General features: G+C 41.7%; 19 protein-coding genes. 2 read left to right on the plus strand and 17 right to left on the minus strand.

All coding sequences use genetic code 11. From position 1 onward, the window contains the following. Window positions 1-207: 207 nt before the first annotated feature. The 9 genes from NBH03_RS07170 to NBH03_RS07210 form a co-directional block, all read right to left on the minus strand. The gene (locus NBH03_RS07170) at window positions 208-897 is read right to left on the minus strand and encodes a DUF6040 family protein (protein ID WP_242849369.1); all 690 of its coding nucleotides are present in this window, start codon (window positions 895-897) and stop codon (window positions 208-210) included. Continuing rightward, window positions 833-2,074: a relaxase/mobilization nuclease domain-containing protein gene (locus NBH03_RS07175; RefSeq protein ID WP_250798558.1), complete on the minus strand. Its 1,242-nt coding sequence runs from the start codon at window positions 2,072-2,074 to the stop codon at window positions 833-835. The genes NBH03_RS07170 and NBH03_RS07175 overlap by 65 nt, the downstream gene beginning before the upstream one ends. Beyond that, complete coding sequence (locus NBH03_RS07180) at window positions 2,023-2,454, minus strand: plasmid mobilization protein (protein WP_250798561.1); 432 nt, start codon at window positions 2,452-2,454, stop codon at window positions 2,023-2,025. The genes NBH03_RS07175 and NBH03_RS07180 overlap by 52 nt, the downstream gene beginning before the upstream one ends. 752 nt (window positions 2,455-3,206) lie before the next feature. After that, window positions 3,207-3,653, minus strand: coding sequence for a hypothetical protein (locus NBH03_RS07185; protein WP_055147143.1), 447 nt, complete (start codon window positions 3,651-3,653; stop codon window positions 3,207-3,209). After that, complete coding sequence (locus NBH03_RS07190) at window positions 3,650-4,594, minus strand: ParM/StbA family protein (RefSeq protein WP_055147146.1); 945 nt, start codon at window positions 4,592-4,594, stop codon at window positions 3,650-3,652. The genes NBH03_RS07185 and NBH03_RS07190 overlap by 4 nt, the downstream gene beginning before the upstream one ends. 159 nt (window positions 4,595-4,753) lie before the next feature. Continuing rightward, complete coding sequence (locus NBH03_RS07195) at window positions 4,754-6,553, minus strand: DNA primase family protein (RefSeq protein ID WP_250798565.1); 1,800 nt, start codon at window positions 6,551-6,553, stop codon at window positions 4,754-4,756. A gap of 123 nt (window positions 6,554-6,676) precedes the next feature. Further along, the gene (locus NBH03_RS07200) at window positions 6,677-7,024 is read right to left on the minus strand and encodes a TnpV protein (RefSeq protein WP_055147149.1); all 348 of its coding nucleotides are present in this window, start codon (window positions 7,022-7,024) and stop codon (window positions 6,677-6,679) included. Between the two features lie 259 nt (window positions 7,025-7,283). Further along, window positions 7,284-7,871: a cytidylate kinase-like family protein gene (locus NBH03_RS07205; RefSeq protein WP_250798570.1), complete on the minus strand. Its 588-nt coding sequence runs from the start codon at window positions 7,869-7,871 to the stop codon at window positions 7,284-7,286. Window positions 7,872-7,884: 13 nt separating this feature from the next. Then, on the minus strand, window positions 7,885-9,252 hold the full coding sequence (locus NBH03_RS07210; RefSeq protein WP_250798572.1) for an MATE family efflux transporter: 1,368 nt from the start codon (window positions 9,250-9,252) through the stop codon (window positions 7,885-7,887). A 339-nt stretch (window positions 9,253-9,591) separates the two neighbouring features. Here NBH03_RS07210 and NBH03_RS07215 point away from each other — a divergent pair, with 339 nt between their 5' ends. After that, complete coding sequence (locus tag NBH03_RS07215; protein WP_250798575.1) at window positions 9,592-10,086, plus strand: GNAT family N-acetyltransferase; 495 nt, start codon at window positions 9,592-9,594, stop codon at window positions 10,084-10,086. A gap of 44 nt (window positions 10,087-10,130) precedes the next feature. Here the strand turns inward: NBH03_RS07215 and NBH03_RS07220 are convergent, their stop codons facing one another. From NBH03_RS07220 to NBH03_RS07255, 8 genes are all read right to left on the minus strand, one after another. After that, the gene (locus tag NBH03_RS07220; protein WP_250798577.1) at window positions 10,131-11,033 is read right to left on the minus strand and encodes an AEC family transporter; all 903 of its coding nucleotides are present in this window, start codon (window positions 11,031-11,033) and stop codon (window positions 10,131-10,133) included. Between the two features lie 279 nt (window positions 11,034-11,312). After that, window positions 11,313-11,540, minus strand: coding sequence for a type II toxin-antitoxin system MqsA family antitoxin (locus tag NBH03_RS07225; RefSeq protein ID WP_227081319.1), 228 nt, complete (start codon window positions 11,538-11,540; stop codon window positions 11,313-11,315). Window positions 11,541-11,926: 386 nt separating this feature from the next. Beyond that, window positions 11,927-12,688 (minus strand): SDR family NAD(P)-dependent oxidoreductase, encoded by a 762-nt coding sequence (locus NBH03_RS07230; RefSeq protein WP_250798582.1) that lies wholly within the window; start codon window positions 12,686-12,688, stop codon window positions 11,927-11,929. 108 nt (window positions 12,689-12,796) lie between these two features. After that, on the minus strand, window positions 12,797-13,579 hold the full coding sequence (locus tag NBH03_RS07235; protein WP_250798584.1) for an SDR family NAD(P)-dependent oxidoreductase: 783 nt from the start codon (window positions 13,577-13,579) through the stop codon (window positions 12,797-12,799). Next, window positions 13,566-14,513 (minus strand): LysR family transcriptional regulator, encoded by a 948-nt coding sequence (locus NBH03_RS07240; RefSeq protein ID WP_215690372.1) that lies wholly within the window; start codon window positions 14,511-14,513, stop codon window positions 13,566-13,568. Before NBH03_RS07240 ends, NBH03_RS07235 begins: the two co-directional genes overlap by 14 nt. 72 nt (window positions 14,514-14,585) lie before the next feature. Beyond that, entirely contained in the window at window positions 14,586-16,538 is a 1,953-nt protein-coding gene (locus NBH03_RS07245; RefSeq protein ID WP_250798586.1) for an oxidoreductase, read from the minus strand. Window positions 16,539-16,792: 254 nt separating this feature from the next. After that, entirely contained in the window at window positions 16,793-17,251 is a 459-nt protein-coding gene (locus NBH03_RS07250; RefSeq protein ID WP_022075062.1) for an Hsp20/alpha crystallin family protein, read from the minus strand. Window positions 17,252-17,334: 83 nt separating this feature from the next. Continuing rightward, a complete protein-coding gene (locus tag NBH03_RS07255) occupies window positions 17,335-17,763 on the minus strand; it encodes an Hsp20/alpha crystallin family protein (RefSeq protein WP_215690375.1) in 429 nt (142 codons plus the stop codon). Window positions 17,764-18,216: 453 nt separating this feature from the next. Here NBH03_RS07255 and NBH03_RS07260 point away from each other — a divergent pair, with 453 nt between their 5' ends. After that, window positions 18,217-19,485 (plus strand): ATP-binding protein, encoded by a 1,269-nt coding sequence (locus NBH03_RS07260; RefSeq protein WP_250798591.1) that lies wholly within the window; start codon window positions 18,217-18,219, stop codon window positions 19,483-19,485. Window positions 19,486-19,629 lie beyond the last annotated feature (144 nt).

Consider the following 19,629-nt stretch of genomic DNA (forward strand, 5'->3'; position numbering starts at 1 on the left):
ACTTTTGTCTCCTCTTTCATAGCTTGTCTCCTTCAATAATTAGCTACATCATACCTTCTCATATAAAAAAATGTTACCTTGTAAAGCTCCAGTTCCTACAATAGGTAACATCGTTTGAGTTTCTATACGCTTTCAGTGTAACATCGTTAGGCCTGACTGACAAGAAAATATAGAAATTCATTATAGCAAATAAATTCGCTTTATTGTTCAATAACCAACATTCTTATTATTCAAATATATTCTAATCAGAACAGCCCCTACATTTATGACCAAAATCACAAACAGCAAATTAAATGGCAAATATTCCCGTATCAAGTTTCCTAATACCACAATAAAGGAAATACTGGCTATCAAAACCATTTTATAAATCTCATCCCATATCTTTCTATACTGCTCAATTCCACCCCATACAAGAAGTACGCACCCGACAATTCCTGCCATAATCACAGCACTTGAAAATATTCGTTCAAAAATCACCTCTCCTGCAGAATATCCAATATAATCCAGCTGTTCAAACCATGCCACATATCCCCTGCACCAATTGATTGGCACCGTGATAAGCTGCAATAAATCCCTCTGAAATGCTCCATTCTGAATAAACGAAAAGAAAATGACACAAAGATATCCCCAATCCCAGAAAAACTGCCTTTCTCTCATATCCTCAACTTCTGATTTTGCTTTTCTCCTGGCTCTTTGTATCTCCACATCTGCCTGTTTTCTTTCTCTTTCCGCCTGATTCTCTGCCTGCCTTGCCTGTTTTTCTGCTTCTTCCTGCTTCTGCTGTGCCTGTTCAACCGCTTCCACAGATGATTGGTTCACCCGTATTTTTAATTTAGAGTTCTGGTTCCGAACGTCTTTTATTTCTTCTTCGAGCTGCTCTTGCTCGCTCCTGGTCATCAATCCGTTTCTGTTCCTCAAATCGTCGTTGCTCTGCTGTAAAGACTGATTGAGTTTCCGCATTTCGGACAATTCTTCTGTCATCTGCTGAATTTCGGCATTCGACTTCTGCATTTCTTCTTGCATTTCGTGATTCTCGAAGAATAGCTGCTGTTTTTCCATTTTCAGACTGTGTGTTCTTTTCTGAAATTCCAGGATAAACTCGTTCATCTTCTGATTTCTCACCTGTAACTCGTCCCTCTCTTTCGTTACCAGCTCCAGTGATGTCGCCTGCTCCTTCGCAAGCAGTTTCCACTTGTCGGTAGTATCCGACAAGTTCTTCATCTGTTCCTGCTGTTCGTTCTGCTTCGGCTCGTACCCTTTCGTAATTTCCATTAAATTCATGCTCCAACGCCTCCTTACTGATATCCAGATGAAACGTTTTGGACAGATTGCTATCACGCACCTTCTTCCCATCCTGATTTTGGAATGTGATATGCTTTCGCTTTTCCGTCCAGTTCACCCTCCATCCGAACTGTTTCATTTTTTCTATAAACTGTTCTTTACTGATACAATTTTCCAGTGCTTTTAATACTGCCATTGCACAGTCCGCTACAAAACTGTCCTTTACCTGTTGACGGAACAGATTATATTTATCTTTGCTCCACGCAATGACCTCCTCTTTCTCGATCTGGCTACCATCAAAATGTTTTCCCTTTTCCACAACTGTCATTCCCCGTTCCCGGCACATCTGGTTTGTGAGCTGCTTCATCCTTTCCAGATCTCTTTTTGTACTGTGCAGCTTTCTCCCATCTTCATAACTGACAGAATTGGTCACCAGATGGCAGTGAATATGGTCTTTGTCTTTATGGACTGCCACTAAGGTCTGAAATCCCGGAAACCACTTTTCTGCAAATTCTTTTCCAAATTCAAATGCCTGCTCCGGTGTGATCTGTTCATCCTTATGCCAGGAGATAATATTGTGAGCATACATTCTGCCGGAATCCTTATTCCACAGCTTTTTTTCTTCCAGGAACGTGCGGTACACCAGATCATAGTTGATCTCATCATAGCAGTATGGGCCAGTCACATAGGCAAGCTGTTCATTGGTCTTGTCCTGACGCAGTACATATTCCATACAGTTTTTCATTGCTCCATGAGAATTTGTCCGCTTATTAACCGTCTTATTAATAGCCATATCTTTTCACTCTCCTTCCGGTATTTGAGGATATTCCGATTCAGGTAATACAAAACTTCTTCCATTGGCATAACACCGTCTGAATTTAGCTTCCGTGTGATCTGATTGATATTCGTAGCCGCACCACGGAGCTGGCTTAGTGTCTCTGCAAGCATCTGGTTTAGCTTTTTCAATTCTTCCACTTCCTCTGCGGATTCAATTTTTAAATCTGCTATTGCATGGAGTACAACCGCTTGTTGGGTTTGCCCGGATTCTTTTACTTTGCTTTGAAGCAGGTCATACTCTGCCTTATTCATTCGTATTGTTACTGTATAATTTCGTTTTCGCATAAATTTTCGACTCCTTTCTTCATTCCTTTTTCCATAAATAGAATCAGCCATAACATTTCCGGCTGGTAAATTAGCAGGGGATATATAAGGGAGTGCAACGCTCCCTTATACAGGTGCAGGACAGCGTCCTAGTCAATCAGTAAGTCTTCCGAAGGAATGTCCTGTGGACATTTTGCAGGATTACTTACGCCATTGACGTGCCGGGGTTCCAAGGGGCAGAGCCCTCTGGCAAGTTTAGGAACAGCCCCAAGGCTGGCTCCGGTGCATAGTGGCTTGCCACTTTGCGAAACTTGCCTGTCATCTGCCGCCCACTGTAAGAATCGGATCGCCATGTCCCCTGCGGCATCTTCCAGAATAAAAAGCGGCTGATGACGGTGGTTTTGTGGTGTGTGGGAAGGCTGCGTAGGAAAGCTGGAATACTCCCCTTTGTAGAGTTTTCCATATTTCCGGAGCAGGCTTTTCACACGCCACTCCGATGCGAAGTATCGGACAATCATGTGCCGTATCCGGCACTCCATTCTTTTTCGCCCTGGCTGCCACTTTCTCTGCCAGATTTCTTTTTATTTCTGTTCTTTTCCTTTCGATTCACCTTTTTTCTGTTTAAAAGCATAAAAATTGGCAGTCATGAACATCTCCAGGATTTTCTCTCCGAAAAATGCCATCACTGCCACTGCTTTCTCTGTTATTTTGTTTTTATGGAACTGTGATATCCTGTTATTTAGCTCCATTCTTTCTGCTATTTTACCTTTTTGACGATATCGAAGACCTCATCCATCAATTTTTCCAATTTCATTTGCAACTACTTAAAAACTATCCGCAAAATCCAATGCCGCATCCAAATCTGCTTCCTGTTCCCAGTCCGTTATATCTTCCGTGTGCTGCTCACTTTCCTTTTCTTCTGTCAGATCGGACAATTCTTTTTCTCCTGCTGATTCTTTCACAAATGGTGCAAGCATCTCAAATAAATTCTTTGCCATAGCCATCGGAACAGATTCTTTCACTCCATTCCGGATAGCTGTCTCCACTCTTTCCAGAAAAGCGTCTTCCTTTTCTCTAGTTTCCAGATATGGATCTTCTTTATTTCGATATTCTCTGGCAAAATAATCATTCAACGCTGCCACAACTGCTTTTGTATAGGATTTATATTTCTGCCTGTCCATGGTCTGAAGATATTCCCATGCTTTCCTATCCTGTTCATCACACAGGTTCAACCGAATATTGGTGTTGATAATTCTCCGTTCTTTTCTCATACCAGCATTCCTCCGTTTTTCTGAATTTTTCTCACCGTCATAGCTTCATATCCTTTTGCGGTTGCACAGATATCCCGTACAATCGTTACTCTGTCTTTGTCATATTCCCCGAAGTTCTGGATCATACAACCACCACCGCCAACTACATATAAACGCATCAGCTCCGGGTTGTATTCCCGTTCTCTCAGCTTATGGAAGATTTCTTTCGTATAATCTCCGGCAGCTTTACGAATAACCGAAAGATATTTTTCACCAATATCTGCCGTCCCGGTGCGGATCACCTGCTCAATCACCAGATCATCTACCACTGTTCCCAGTTCTTTCAACAAAGATTCCCTAACAGCAAGTACACACTGATGTGTTCCATATTTCTCTGTATAGCATTTCTTCTCCACCGGGCGAGAATTGTTGATATACATGATGTTCATAGTTCCGTTTCCAATATCTGCCAGCATATTGATACCTTTGAAATCCTGTAAGCGGTAAAAGGCTGCTGCAAATCCCTGTGGGTAAATATCAGCTCCTGCAAACTCTACATGATACTCTTTATTGCGGAATATAAAATCCACGCTTTCATTCTTGAGAAGATATTTCTGGAAATCTTCTTTCTGTGTAGCTACCCAGGTAAGCGGAAGTCCGGCTGCAATGTGTACCTTTGCCTGATCCATTCCTTTCCCATCAAGTTCCCTTGCGATAGCCGCCAGTGTCAGCACATAATAATCCTCGTCCTGCGTTTTCTCCGCACAGAACTCCTTATGCTCCTCACCGATCTGGTAAAACATACCATGGTAAACAAGAAGGTTATTCTGAAAGATTGGCTCCTTCTCATATCTGGCTACACCGGATGGAAAACATCTGGTTGCAGTTTTCATGTTGCCATAACCATGGTCAATCCCAATCACCATAATTGTCTCGTTTTTGTTTGTTTTCATCATTCTCATAATCATACCTCATTCTTTCTTCTTTATTTTTATTGATAAAAGCACAGCTGGGGCAAAAAGGGCATTTTTTTGAACCTCCTGACAGCCTTTTTATTTTTTTGCCCTGTCCTGACCTCGTTCATTTTTGCCTTTTTTGCCCCAAATGCCCCAAACCATCTGTCATATATTCAATTTTAATTGTTCAGAGTGTTCCTCAAAGGGAGTCCTGTCCCCTGCTTCCAGAGGCTGGAAATCTTCTTCCCGTACAGCAATATCCTGATAACAGTAATCGCCGTTATATTTCCTTGCCTGAAACCCTTTGCCCTCCATATTTTTAAAAAATCCTGATTTTGCATGTCCCTGACGGCCATTGTCCTCGCAGTATTCCTCGTACATCCGGAACACGTCGCTGCGTTTCAGCCGCTTTCCTTTTTCCTTCACCAGTTTCTCCTCCAGGAAAGCACATACACTGTCTGATAACCGCCGCAGTTCCCAGACGCATTCTTTGCTGTGTTCGCTTTCGATAAGTTCCCCACGATCATAAACATCTTTCAATGCTGTCACTGCCATATGAATCGCATAGTCCGCTTCTGCCTTGATCTTTTCTTTCAGCCGGATATCTTTTTCCTCTCTTGGAATCATCTGGTTCATATCCAAAACAAGGAGTCTCCGGTAGAAAGCATCGGATTTGTCTTCCAGATTCTGCGGCATTTCGTTGGTTGAAAAAAGTAGCTTTGCATATGCCTTATAAAAGACCGCATCTTTTCCTTTTTTCTCATACAAAAGTGTATCTTCACCAACTGCCTTTTTCAGCACATCGGTTGTATCCATTGCCTTGCATGGGATATCTGCACAGGCATTTAACAGCTTTCCATACATCCCGGTAGCATAAAACCGTTTGTTCAAGTCCTGCAATGAGATACTGGACGTATTCTCATTTCCGATCACGTGCTGGATCAGTGCAACTGCAACGGACTTTCCGGTACCTCCATTTCCTTTCAGCATCAGGAATTTCTGGAACTGGGTGTCTGTTGTCATGCAATATCCGAAATACTCCCAGAACATCTGCTGTTCCACCTTATCCGGTATGGAAGAATCCAGATACTTTCTGATATTTTCTCCACCTCCCAGGACTTTTTCCCTGTCCTCCGGATAATATGGGAAGGGGATCTGATTGATAGTCAGATACTTCGGATCATGCTCTACCAGCTCATCTGTCAGTACATCATAATAAGCATTTTTGAAATTGATCCAGTGGGCTGGCTGCTTATTCAGCTCATACGAATTCCGGTAAATCTGTGGCTGCGTAATCAAGAGATTATAAACTCTCTGGATGGTGCTGCTGTTGACCTGATCCCGGTAAATCAGCTTTTGAATCCGGTATTTCAGCTTCACACCTCTGGCATCCTCGATAAAAACACCATGCTCATAATAATAGGGAATCTCTCCCCTTACGAAGAAGCTCACATTTTCCACAATATAATCCACAATCTCCATATCCCGTACACCGGTGACTTTCCCTTTGGAATCAAACTTGTGGAACCGGCTTAATTCCGGATAGTTCTTCGGTTCCCGTTCAAACCGCAGGATAAACTGCTCAAGAACTTTACCAAGCTCCTGCTTATTGTCAAAATTTCCAAGATACTCTTTTTCTTTGAACAACTGCCACCCGGATTTTCCGTCCAGTCCGGCATCCTTGCAGAATTCCAGTATCCGGTCATTCATCCATTTGACTGTACAGGCTGCCACATAGTGATAGGAGCTTTGACAGCTTCCCTGAAACTGCATCGAACGCATTTCATCGACAAATCCATCTATACTGTAATAACCGTCCTCTTCTTCCTGCACTAAATAAAGGGACTGATAACCGGAAATTATGATATTTAACGCAATCTCCTGATTATCCACCAGAAAAATATATTTCTGTGCAGTCCCTTCCGGTTCTGTCTCCATATAATGCTTTAGGAACTTCTTGTTCATATTCATCACTTCCCCTCAGAGCAAAAGAAAAGACGTGGGCCACATTTCTATGACTCACGCCTTATCTGCTCACAATATTCTGTTTACTATCAATTTATCTGTTACTTACTGTATTCCTCAATCTTACACGTAGATCAATTCCTTCAAAATAATTTCTTCTGCAACTGCTCTGTGCTGATTAGCTGCTCTTACCCATGCCATCTGGTCTTTCTCCTTATCCGGCAAAGGCTCTTTTTCCTCCAACTGCTTCAGAATAACTTCTTCCCGTTCTCTGGCAGCCTTGTCCACTTCCAGCAGATGCTCACCGATTGTATCCTGCAACAGCATCACCTGATACAAGGAATTACGGTGATTCTTCAGATAATCTCTGCGTAAGAATCCATATTTACCAAGCTGCTCCATCTGATCACCAGATTTGTAGGTAAGGTTCGGAATCAGATATCCATTTACATTCGTATAAGTCAGTTCCATTTTATTAGCACTCTCCTTTTTTCTCTGATTTTTTACACCAAATTTACACCATTTGCAATTCATTTGACGATATTCTACGATACCAGACAAAATGACTGATTGCTCAGAAAGCCCGTAAAATAGGCATTTCTGCGATACACAAAGCAGGACAAAAATCGACTTCCATTATCAAGAGGTGAGTGCTAATTTTTGTAAAAAAAATGTGAAGCCCGCATTTTACAGGCTTCACAGATTTTGCATATAAATCGTATGCTGCTGGTTATTGACTACATGCCATAATGATCTTCTCACATCTGTCATATCCAAGCTGTGAACTATTCAGACACAACGTGTAGTTTCCGGCATATCCCCATTTCTGCTCTGTGTAAAAGTTATAATTTGTCATACGCCTTTTATCTGTGTCTGCCATCATTTTGGCAGCCTCCTGTGCTTCTACATTATGTAAACGCATAATCCGCTGTGTTTTTTCCGACATATCCCCATGAATAAATACATTCATCACATCATCTCTGTCTTTTAGAATATAATCTGCATTTCTTCCAATGATCACACAAGGTTCCTTCTCAGCCAATGCCAGAATAACTTTTCTCTGCGCCTCGTATACCACATCTTCCACCGATTTGCCTGTCATATCACGTCCGGCAAATGCATAGGCAAACAACCCTTTTTTCGGAGATAATTCTGCATTTTCAAGAACATATTCCGGTGATAAACCAGATTTTTCTGCAATCTCATTGATAATATTTTTATCGTAATAAGCAATTCCAAGTTTTTTCGCAACTTCTTCCCCGATAAAACGTCCACCGCTTCCAAACTCTCTGCTGATTGTAATAATTCTTTTTGTCATCTCTGATTCCTCCTTAACTTAAAACAGCTACTTTATTTTTTCTGATCTTCTTTAAAAATACATAACCGACCAGGCATGCAATCACTTCTGTAATCGGGAATGCCCACCAAATCAGTGAAACGCCCATCTGTCCATTTCTGACGAACAGTGAAAAGATTCCAGCCAATGGCAGAATGATAATAAGCTGCCTCAAAAGTGAAATAACCAGCGATTCCACGCCCCCGTTCAGTGCCTGATAAATACCCTGATAAGCGACATTGATTCCGGCAAACAGAAAACTGATAGAGATCACTCTCATCGCACTGATAAAGTATTCTCTTGACTGTCCTGCATTAAACAGCGTTGCAAATGCGCCCGGAAAAATCTCTGTGATTGCAATGCCGAGAATCATTAATGCTATCGTATAGATCAGACCATACCTGATGCCATCCTGTATTCTTTTTTTACTTCTCATTCCATACGCAAATGCAATAATCGGCGTGATCGCATCTCGCAGACCAAATGCAAGGAAAAGAACAAACTGCTGTACCTTATAGAACAAGCCATAGGCTGTCTGTGCGGAAGGATTGAACTTCAGAATTAAATTCATCACGTACACCATTATAGACATCAGAGCCTGTGCAATAATTGCCGGGAGTCCGATAGCATAGATTTCTTTTATAATGCCCGCATTCGGCTTCAAGTATTTCACATCATGTTCAAATTCTTTATTCAGCTTCATATGGAAAATAAACAGTAAAACTGCAGAGGCTACCTGACCAATGACAGTTGCGTAAGCGGCACCTTTCACGCCCATTTCAGGACAAGGTCCAATACCATAGATCATAATCGGATCAAGGACAATATTTACAATTGCGCCTACTACCTGTCCGATGGTCGAATAAAGGGAGCGCCCTGTTGCCTGTAACAATTTTTCAAATAATGAAAAGAAAACAATACCAAAAGAAATCACACAGCATATCCTCAGATAGCTGACACCCATTTCAAGTACTTCTGTATCTACTGTCTGTGATGATATATAGGCTCTCACACCAAAGAAACCAAACAACAAACAGACCACATAAATAATCACACCAAGAAACAGACTATTCCCTGCTACCTTTGCAGCTTTTTTGCTGTTTCCCTGTCCAAGTGTCCTTGCAAGAAGTGCATTGGTTCCGACACCTGTTCCTATACCTGCTGCAACCATCAGCATCTGAACCGGAAATACAAGCGTCAATGCATTTAACGCTGCTTCACTTCCCTCTCTCATATTGCCTACAAATGCACTGTCTACAATGTTATAGACCGCCTGCAATGCCATAGATAAAATCATCGGAATCCCCATTTGGACCATCAGCTTATTCACCGGCATATCCTTCATCTTATTGCTTTCCGCCATTTTGTTTACTCCTCTCTTTTTCTGCACAAAAAAATGCGTAACCTGTCAAATAAGCTGGACTTACGCTGACATGCTACACACTTTTTCATGACACTATTATTTTTAACAAAAGAAAACGAGCAGCTGGTAAACTGGATTTACGCTTACTTGCTACTCGTTTGTAATTATTATATTTCCTGTTTTTCAAAAAGTCAAATAAAATTTCAATAGGACCAAATACCTTGTGTTCTTCACAACTCATTTTTAACCTTTCTATTTTTAAAAATATATTTGACATTTCCGGTAAAATATCCCTATTATATAGTTGTTTTTGATTTACAGAAGAAAGGATACACTAAAATGATTCATATAAGACTTGCCAGTAAAGAAGATATCCAGAATATCATGCCCCTCTACGCCTATGCCAGAAAATTTATGGCTGCCAACGGCAATCCCCATCAATGGAACGGCAATTATCCTGCTTCAGAAGACATCCTGAAAGACATTGCCAATGGCAACTATTATGTCTGTACACCGGATGATGAACCGGACAAAATTGTGGGTGGATTTGCTTTTATTATAGGTAAAGAGCAGAATTACACTGTCATCGAAAATGGTGCCTGGCACTCCGATCAGCCTTATGGCACAATTCACCGGATTGCCTCCAACGGTCAGGTCAAAGGCATTGCCCGAGCCTGCTTTGATTTCTGTCATAACAAAATAGACTGTCTGCGCATTGATACCCACGCTGACAACAAGCCAATGCAAAATGCCATCGACAGTTATGGCTTCCGATACTGCGGAATTATCCATGTCGCCGACGGCACACCAAGAAATGCCTATGATTTAGTTTAATCTTCATCGTGATGTATTCGCATGTAAAATTGCTGCGCAGTGCCCTATCCGGCAATCATCATACACAGTGGCATTGTCAGGATTGAAAGCAGCGTTGTCACTGTAAAAAGCTCTGTCGCATAATGATCATCACGCTCATACATAATCGCCATCGTAATCGTCATGGCACCGGCCGGACACGCTGCAGTCACTGCGGCCACTGTCCGCATCTGATCATCAATCGGCAGAAATCTCAGTAACAAACAGAACAGACCTGCCGAAACGATCAGGCGCAGTAACGCCACGAAAAAGAGTCTTCTTTTTGTCAAAATCTCCTTAAAATTCAGCTGTGTCATAATCGCGCCGGACAAAAGCATCGCCAGCGGCGTATTCATATCGCCAATAGCACTCATTGCAAAATCAATACTTTCCGGCAGACGAATCTGAAAAATAAAGAATACCATACCTGCGATGACCGCAATGAGGCACGGATTAATCAGCTTCTTCAGCTGAAAACCGCCTTTATCCAACAGCATGATGCCATGTGTCCAACAGAAAATATGAAAAACAGCGACAAACACGGTTGCATAGATAACACCGATATTTCCAAAAAGCGCATAACCAAGCGGAACCCCTATAAATCCACAGTTATCATAGGTCACTGCAAACTTCTCAATTGACAGATCATACCCTTCTCTCTCATGCAAAAGGAAATGACCAATCACAATGGAAATCAGATAACTGATGACGGCCAACACAAAAAGAATACCCATTTTTTTCAGCAACTCACTGTCATACTCCATCTGAAAGGAAGTAAAAATCAAAATAGGATTCACAACCAATGTGCTCAGTCTGGACAAACGCTGTTTTGTATAATCATCAATGATTCCCATCTTACAACAGATCACGCCTACAATCATAATAATAAAGATAGAAATAATCTTTCCAAATACCGTTGCAACTATCATTCGCTATGCTCCGCCTTTCTCTTTAACTGTCCATTTTTTCAACTCATATAATACTACATACCGGTATACCGGTCAACAAGCCTATCAGCACTTTAATTATGAAATAACGATTTCCCATATGGAACAGCAAAAAACCATCAGCCTGGAAGATTTATAATCCTCCGGGCTGATGGCTTTTATGTCACCTTATGGGTATCCGTTCTGTCACAATCATAACAATTGCCTACATTAATGATACATCTCTGATTACCTCAAATAATTATCTGTATAATAAACCAATTATGCAACCTTGGGATAATCAATCACCGTAACTTCCTGCATTAACTTCTTGGCCATATCAACAATCCTTTCAAGCCGATCAGCAACTTCATCCGTATAATACTTCTCGCCGCACTGCTCACATTCAAGGCATGGAACATTTTTAATCACAATAATGCAATCTTTATAATTTACGACGTGTGTTGTTGTGCTATTTACAGTTGTATTATTCTTACAATACATACACATATCCATCACCTCTTTCTTCGAGTCTTTAAATCATTTTCAAACCTCTTTCCTGCATTCGTTGCAGGCAATGCTGTGTCCAAAGAATTTTGGATTCCATGCATAATTTTTGATATATTTCTAAATTCATTTTTCTTTTCCCCTTAACATTATTGCAATTAATCATAGCACATCTTTTTTATCATTCCCATCACTTTCCTCCCCTCTTTGCCCACAACATTTCGACAAGATTCGACAACTTTTCAACCACATCTATATAAATTGACATTTTTATCCACAAAAAAGGCTTTATAATCCAAAATCATCTCTAATTCTAAGATTATAAAGCCTTCCAACTTTTGAAGTTGATTCTAAACAGCTCCAATTATTTTCATTATTTAAGCATCCAATTACAATGTTGTTCCATGGTCCACAATTAGGTACTGACCTGTCACTGCAGCTGATGCGTCCTCTGCAAAGAACAGAATAGCATTGGCCTGATCCTCCACACTGGATTCCGGCAAGGACATATCCATATGCTGCGCACAGCGTTCTGCAAACCATGTAGAAAATTCAGCGACTTTTTCCGGTGTATTCAGCGGTGTCGGTGTTGGTCCCGGGCAAACGGCGTTGCAGCGGATACCGTTCGGTGCCAGCTGAATAGCCACGTTCTTTGTCATAGCCAGTGCCGCTGATTTTGCTGCTGAATAAGAAATACCACCGTTGCCGAACACACCGCCGATGGAAGAAACATTGATGATCGAGCCTTTTCCGGACGCCATCATATGTGGAATCGTATCCTTCATCATGTAGAACAGAGAACTCTGGTCAATGGCGATAATCTCATTCCACCACTCATCTGTACACTCTGTAATCGGGCGGTGCTTATCCACAATACCGGCATTATTCACCAGAATGTCCACTTTGCCAAACGTATCAAAAGCCGCTTTTACAACCGCACTGCAGTCCTCATGACTGGACACATCCGCTTTCACCGTCACAACCTGAACACCATATTTGCGGCATTCCTCTGCCACTTCGTCCAACGCCTCTTTTCTGCGGGCACACAAAACCAGATCCGCACCCTCCTTCGCAAAAAGAATCGCTGTTGCTTTGCCAATACCTGAATTACCGCCAGTCACAATCGCTGTCTTATTCTCTAATCTCTTCATCGTTATACTCTCCTTTATCATATTCCATTTTTTTGTAGAACAAATGCCAAGCATTTGTTATCCTGTTCTTTCTCACTTATCATCTGTGAAACGCCAGGTTTTTCACCTTTACATTTGCATGCCACCGCACACCGGCATGGCCATTCCCGTGATATGTCCCGCCATATCGGAACACAAAAATACCACAGCATCCGCAACATCTTTCGTCGTTCCCATCTTTTTCATGGGTATAATATAATTTTTCAGAAATTCCGCATCCTGCGCACCGGCATCAATACTGTCCTGCATGAGTCCGGTTCCTTCCGTCGGTCCCGGACAGATCACATTGACACGGATACCTTTGTCTGCATTTTCCAGAGCTGCCGTCTGGGTAATGGCGATCACTCCGGCCTTTGATGGACCGTAAGCACCAAATCCCGGTGCCATCCTAAGTCCGCCGATAGACGCGTTATTAACAATGGCGCCTCTTCCCTGTTTCTGCATCTGCAGAAGTTCATATTTCATACAATGAAAAACACCGGTCAGATTGGTATTGATCACTTTCTGCCAGTCGCTTTCCGCCACCTCCGTCAGTGGCGCAAAAGGAATATTTTTGCCGTCCGCCCCACAACCGGCGTTATTAAATGCATAATCCAGTGAACCAAATGTCTTCACCGTTGTCTCAATCGCTTTACGGACAGAATCATCATCTGTCACATCACATTCAACAAAAATCGCCTCACCGCCGTTTTCCCGTATAGTCTGCACCGTTTCCAATGCTTTAGGATTTCTGGCAGCCACAGCCACCCTGCAGCCAAGAACGCCAAAACAAATAGCTGCGGCCTGTCCCATACCGGAAGCCGCCCCTGTTACAAAAGCTGTTTTTCCTTCAAATTCTTTAAATATTTTCATCCGCTTCTCCTATCAGATAACCATAGCCGAACTTCTTAATCACTTCTTTTTCCCGAACAAGTCCTTCTTTGATAAATTCAATAAAATACTGCCCTGCCTGGGTATCCGCCTGATTCTTCAGACGGCCGATGCCGATAATAGCCGGTGCAATATCATCCGTTATCGTACAAATCCGAATATCAGAATCCGGGTGCAGATTCAACATTTCACAGGCCATCACAATCGGAATGATCGCCACACCGCGATTGTCATTGAGCAGATTGTACATAAGCTCATTGCTCTGCACTTCGTATCCTACCTTCGGTACAAAATCATACACGCGACAGGCCTGATACAGCTGACTTAACTGAAATCTGAAGGTATCACAGATAAACGTCGCCTCTTTGAGCTGTCCCATGGATAACTTCCCGCACTCCGCCAACGGATGATTTTTGTGCATAACAAATACATAAGGATTGCTGTCAATCAACTGAAAATCAATCCGTTCATCCTCGATCATTTCATTCGACAATGCATAATTAATATTTCTGTCCAGCAGGTTCTGAACCAGCTCAAGTGTTGTAAAATCCAGCTGCCTTATGCCGATTTCCGGATGAGCCTCTGAAAATCTCGGCAGCCGAATAGCCAGATAATGCAGGATATTGCTTCCCAATGATAAAATATTCTGATTTAATGTGTATGTTCTTTGGACATTTTCCATCCCGGCCTTTAACTCTGCAAAAGCAATGTCCACGCTGGAAAGAAATATGCGGCCATAATCATTGAGCACGATTTTGCCTTTTCGGTGTTCAAACAACGGCACACCGATTTCTTCCTCCAGCTGCGCAATACGTTTGCTGAGATTTGGCTGCGTAATATATAATTCTCTGGCCGTTTTGGTCATGTTGCCGTTTCGAGCCACCGCCTGAAAATATTTTAAAACTGTAAAATCCATCTCTTTCCACCGCTTCCGTCATTCCTGATCGTTCCGATAAACCTTCCAAAAGCCGTAAAACAACTGTCCTTTTTATATACGCATGGCTGCATAATAAGCTTCATGATTGGCTCTGTAATAAGTACCGCCTCTTGCCGTACAGTCGCCCACCATGATCACATCTGCACTGCCGTATTTTGCCAGAAGCACTTTGCCAAGGCTGTCATCCGGTTTGACACCCAGCGCATTCACGACACTGTCCGCCGGATAGAAATGCTTTTCGCCGGTGACTGTATCCACCGTTTCAACCCCGTCCTTTACCGCCTGAATCCGCTGTCCGCCAATAAGTGCTGCATTCAGATTCTCCAGCTGATCCAACAAATCCACTTTGTTAAAAATCGGCATTTCCATAATAAAATCTTCCCGCTTCAGCTGGTCCACAACAGTAACACTTTTGCCCTCTTTTGCCAGGGTAAGGGCACATTCAAGTCCTGTAATGCCGCCTCCGCAAACAACCACATTTTCACCGGTCTCAACTTCATGGGCATCCACGACACGAACGGAAAGTGCATTTTCTATCCCCGGAATCGGAGGCTGAACATAAACAGAACCTGTTGCCACAATAATGGCATCCGGGTTTTCTTTTTCAATTAAATCCTCCGTCACTTCTGTATTCAGCAGAATTTCCGCCCCACATTTGCCGGTTTCTCTGATATCCCAGTCCAGATATTCCCGCATCAGTGTTTTAAACGGTACAAGGCAGGCATCGTTTAATAAACCGCCCAGTCTGTAGGATTTTTCATACAGTTTGACACTATGGCCTCTCTGTACCAGTGTCTGAGCCGCCATCATGCCCGCAGGACCACCACCGATCACCATGACTTTCTTTCGTTCATTTTCCGATACAGGCTGAATCTGTCCGCTCACACCACAGCGCGGATTGATGGCACAGCTCATATTGGTTCCCCATGTATTGGCATTGCCGCAAAGATCGCACCGGGTACACGGACGGATTTCTGCCTGCTGAGCTCTCAGAGATTTTCTGACAATATCGCCGTCTGCCATAAAACTTTTGGCCATGGCTACAATATCTGCCTTACCTGACGCAATAATCTCCTCCGCCTGCTCCAAAGTTGTGATCATCCCCACAACAGCCACCGGCACATGCAGATGTTTCTTTACTTCTGCTGCATAATCCACATTCAACGGTTTGTGAGGTTCACGGAAATAAGTCGGTATACAATAACGGGCCGACAAATGAAAAATCGAACCCTGAGACACATGGACGATATCCACATACTCCTGCGCTTCTTTCATAAATGCCAGAGATTCCTCAAATTCCATGCCGCCCGGAATACCTTCCACAGCAGAAACTCGCATCTCAATGACCATATCTTCACCGACAGCTTCTCTCACTGCCTTCAGCACTTCCAATGGGTATCTACGCCTGTTCTCAGGTGAACCGCCATATTCATCTGTCCGCACATTGGAAGCCGGTGACAGCCATTGGGCCAGGAAATTCTGATGGGCACAGTGAATCATCACCATGCGAAATCCCGCATGTTTGCAGCGCAGGGCACAGTCTGCATAATGGGCTTTCATCTCATCCATATCCTGTCGATTCATGGTACGCACATTATCTTCTGGATTCAACGGTCTTTCTGCAGAAACAATAGCAATGGGTGAACCATCCTGAGGCGCTCTGTTACCCCGTCCTGCATAAGCCAGCTCCGCAGAAATTTCGGCACCATTCTGTCGACAGACTTCTGCCAGCGCATTCATCCCATGAATACAGTCATCATCACAGACATTCATCTCACATAACCAATGTGAAGTTTTGTCATGGGTCACCGGTGTATCACCTACCGTTACCCAGCCTGCACCTGTTTGTGCCTGCCAGGCCATAAAATCCAACATATCCTGTCCAACAGTACCGTCCGCATTGCACTTCAGAACAACCGTCGGCGCATATTCCAGTCTGTTTTTCAACGTTACACCGCGAATTATCAGCGGCTGAAAAAGATGCGGATATAAATTCTGATTCATACTCATCCCCCATAATTCATTGTCAAATATAACGTTATTATCTTCACTTTTACTATGAGTATAGCAATCGGAAGATGCAATGTAAAATGCCCATTTTGATATTGAGGTATAACCGCAGCGACATAACTTATTACATTTTTGCATCCGATTTATTTAAAACCCTAAAAACAGCGAAAGGCCGCAGCCCAAATGGGCTGCGGCCTTTTTGATTCAGGACTTGCTTACAATTCCTGCGCTTCATATACATTTATTTTTTACTGGATAGAGATATATTTCTTCTCTTCTACAGCAGGTTTTGCTTCTTTCTTAGGTACGAACAGTGTCAGAATACCATGTTCAAAGGATGCCTTGATATCCTCTTCTGTGATATCTTCGCCAACATAATAGCTTCTCTGACATGCGCCTGCATAACGCTCACGTCTGATGTACTTGCCTGTCTTCTTGTCTTCCTTATCTTCATCAAGACCCTTTGCTGCACTGACGGTCAGATAACCATTATTCAATTCAGCCTTAATCTCGTCTTTCTTGAAGCCCGGAAGATCAATCTCAAGTTCATAGCCATTGTCCAGTTCCTTGATATCTGTCTTCATCAGATTGCCTGCATGGTGACCATACAGTTTCTTTTCTGCCTTATCTTCTGCTCTGTTGTCATAATAAAATGGAAAACCAAAGAAATCATCAAATAAATTATTGTTAAAAATGCTAGGTAACATAAGTCATATCTCCTTTTCAATCAAATATCTATATTCCAATCTGTTAACTGTTATTGTCTAAAAACATCTGAGCCGATGAATCATTATCCCTCAATGGATATATATTTCTTCTGCTCTACTGCAGGCTTTGCTTCCTCTTTCGGAATCTCAAGCTTCAAGGTGCCATCCTCGAACTTAGCCTTGATGTCTTCCTGTTTAACACCTTCACCAACATAGAAGCTTCTGCTGCATGAACCGCTGTAACGTTCACGTCTGAGGTACTTGCCCTCCGAGTTCTTCTCATCTGTCTGCTTATTCGATACAGCACTAACGGTCAAGTAGCCATCCTTCAGTTCAGCTTTCACATCTTCCTTCTTTACTCCCGGCATGTTCATCGTTACTTCATAACCATGATCTGTGTCTTTCACATCTGTGGTCATCAAACCTGCTGCATTATAATTATAATCTCCATCAAATGGGAATCCAAAAAAGTCATCTAACAAATTCTCTCCAAAAATACTAGGCATTAACATAAGTCATATCTCCTTTCAAAAGATATCTTAAAATCTAATCAAGCACTTTCGGATCACTCCTGAGTGTTATCAACATTTTCAACTCCGGATTCGGAACTCTTCTTTTTGTTCCCCTTCCTTTGTTCTACATGTAATATAACACTTATTGTTAGCACTGTCAATAGATGAGTGCTAATTTTTTGTGAACATTTTGTGAACTCTACGAGTCATGCAAAGCAGAAAAAATTTCATCTGCAGCCAGACCAAAGGTATGGTTGCATGGGCAAAAGAAAATGTAGCTTCTTCCGGATTATCTGACAAGCCACTCGACTCCCTGTTATAATACTCATCAATACGCATATACTATCTATATCTCTATCATCATTGAATAAGACAATTTATTTATAATATTATCTTGTACGCAAGACAATATTGATATATAATTATCTCATATAGAAAGAGGTGACATATATTATGAATCGCGATACTTTAAAACAAATCATGATTGATCAAAAAGATATTTATCTCAACAATCCATTAATAACAAGACAGTATTCTCTAGAAACCAATGTCAATTATTGCTTTGTTGGTATCAGAAGAACCGGAAAGTCATATATGATGTATCAACAAATAAAACAATTAGAAGACAATGGAATTCCCTTGTCCCAAATTGTTTATGTGAATTTTGAAGATGAGCGTCTTTTGGAAATGACTGCTGAAGATTTAAATCTCATTTTAGAAATTGGATTAGAAATATCCGGAACTGATATCAAGCCATATTTATTTTTAGACGAGATTCAAAATATTAACGGGTGGGAGAAGTTCGTTCGCAGAATTGCAGATATGAAGTATCGAATCAATATTACCGGCAGTAATAGTAAAATGCTAAGCAGCGAAATAGCTTCCACTTTAGGTGGGCGTTTTGTTATTATGAATATTTATCCATATTCTTTCTCTGAATATCTTATTGCAAATAATATGACAAAGAATTACCTGGATGTTATTAGCACCAAAGACAGGGCAGATGTCCAAAATCAATATAACAAATATGTAACCTATGGAGCATTTCCAGAATTAGTTGAGATAAGAAATAAACGAGCTTTTTTAAACAGCATCTATCAAACTGTATATCTCGGTGATATTATAACCAGAAATAAAATCACCAATGATTTTGCAATAAGGCTGATCCTAAAGAAAATTGCAGAATCTGTCACAAAACCTTTATCGTATAACCGGCTGACTAATATATTAAAAAGTGGTGGAATGTCTATCGGTAAACAAACCGTAATAAACTATGTCAGCTATATGACAGACTCCTACCTGCTCTTTACTCTGCAAAACTATGCCGCCAAACTTGTAGAAAAAGAGACTTCTCCTAAGTATTATTTTATGGATACCGGACTTCTAGGACTTATGCTGCTAAACTGCAAATCTGCTCAGCTGGAAAATCTTGTTGCAATCGAACTGATGCGACGTTATGGTACCGAAAATGTCTATTTCTTTGAGAATAATGTAGAAATTGACTTTTATGTACCATTAGACAATCTTGCTATCCAGGTCAGTATGCAGGTTCTGGATAACATAGATACAAGAGAACGTGAGACCAGAGCCTTTGTGAAGCTAAATAATTTTATCCCCAACGCCAAATGTATTCTCATTACTAATAGCGAAGAGGCGGTTATTGATTGCGATGGAATCAATATTGAGGTAATTCCTATTTGGAAATGGTTATTGGATAACTAATCGAGTAGGAGGCGGTGATTAACCGCCGTCCTCTCAATTCTCATAATCATTACACAATCAAAAAAGGCGCAAATCATATGATATGATTTACGCCTGGCTTCATACTGATTTCAGATATATTGTTCTAAATTGACCGGATTATAT

Source organism: Coprococcus intestinalis, from assembly GCF_023656595.1.
Lineage (GTDB): Bacteria > Bacillota > Clostridia > Lachnospirales > Lachnospiraceae > Coprococcus_A > Coprococcus_A intestinihominis.

Bases quoted from the DNA above. Each gene is read 5' to 3' on its own strand.
- NBH03_RS07170 (WP_242849369.1), bottom strand. From the start codon at position 897: ATGACCAGGAGCGAGCAAGAGCAGCTCGAAGAAGAAATAAAAGACGTT.
- NBH03_RS07175 (WP_250798558.1), bottom strand. From the start codon at position 2,074: ATGGCTATTAATAAGACGGTTAATAAGCGGACAAATTCTCATGGAGCA.
- NBH03_RS07180 (WP_250798561.1), bottom strand. From the start codon at position 2,454: ATGGCTGATTCTATTTATGGAAAAAGGAATGAAGAAAGGAGTCGAAAA.
- NBH03_RS07185 (WP_055147143.1), bottom strand. From the start codon at position 3,653: ATGAGAAAAGAACGGAGAATTATCAACACCAATATTCGGTTGAACCTG.
- NBH03_RS07190 (WP_055147146.1), bottom strand. From the start codon at position 4,594: ATGAGAATGATGAAAACAAACAAAAACGAGACAATTATGGTGATTGGG.
- NBH03_RS07195 (WP_250798565.1), bottom strand. From the start codon at position 6,553: ATGAACAAGAAGTTCCTAAAGCATTATATGGAGACAGAACCGGAAGGG.
- NBH03_RS07200 (WP_055147149.1), bottom strand. From the start codon at position 7,024: ATGGAACTGACTTATACGAATGTAAATGGATATCTGATTCCGAACCTT.
- NBH03_RS07205 (WP_250798570.1), bottom strand. From the start codon at position 7,871: ATGACAAAAAGAATTATTACAATCAGCAGAGAGTTTGGAAGCGGTGGA.
- NBH03_RS07210 (WP_250798572.1), bottom strand. From the start codon at position 9,252: ATGGCGGAAAGCAATAAGATGAAGGATATGCCGGTGAATAAGCTGATG.
- NBH03_RS07215 (WP_250798575.1), top strand. From the start codon at position 9,592: ATGATTCATATAAGACTTGCCAGTAAAGAAGATATCCAGAATATCATG.
- NBH03_RS07220 (WP_250798577.1), bottom strand. From the start codon at position 11,033: ATGATAGTTGCAACGGTATTTGGAAAGATTATTTCTATCTTTATTATT.
- NBH03_RS07225 (WP_227081319.1), bottom strand. From the start codon at position 11,540: ATGTGTATGTATTGTAAGAATAATACAACTGTAAATAGCACAACAACA.
- NBH03_RS07230 (WP_250798582.1), bottom strand. From the start codon at position 12,688: ATGAAGAGATTAGAGAATAAGACAGCGATTGTGACTGGCGGTAATTCA.
- NBH03_RS07235 (WP_250798584.1), bottom strand. From the start codon at position 13,579: ATGAAAATATTTAAAGAATTTGAAGGAAAAACAGCTTTTGTAACAGGG.
- NBH03_RS07240 (WP_215690372.1), bottom strand. From the start codon at position 14,513: ATGGATTTTACAGTTTTAAAATATTTTCAGGCGGTGGCTCGAAACGGC.
- NBH03_RS07245 (WP_250798586.1), bottom strand. From the start codon at position 16,538: ATGAATCAGAATTTATATCCGCATCTTTTTCAGCCGCTGATAATTCGC.
- NBH03_RS07250 (WP_022075062.1), bottom strand. From the start codon at position 17,251: ATGTTACCTAGCATTTTTAACAATAATTTATTTGATGATTTCTTTGGT.
- NBH03_RS07255 (WP_215690375.1), bottom strand. From the start codon at position 17,763: ATGTTAATGCCTAGTATTTTTGGAGAGAATTTGTTAGATGACTTTTTT.
- NBH03_RS07260 (WP_250798591.1), top strand. From the start codon at position 18,217: ATGAATCGCGATACTTTAAAACAAATCATGATTGATCAAAAAGATATT.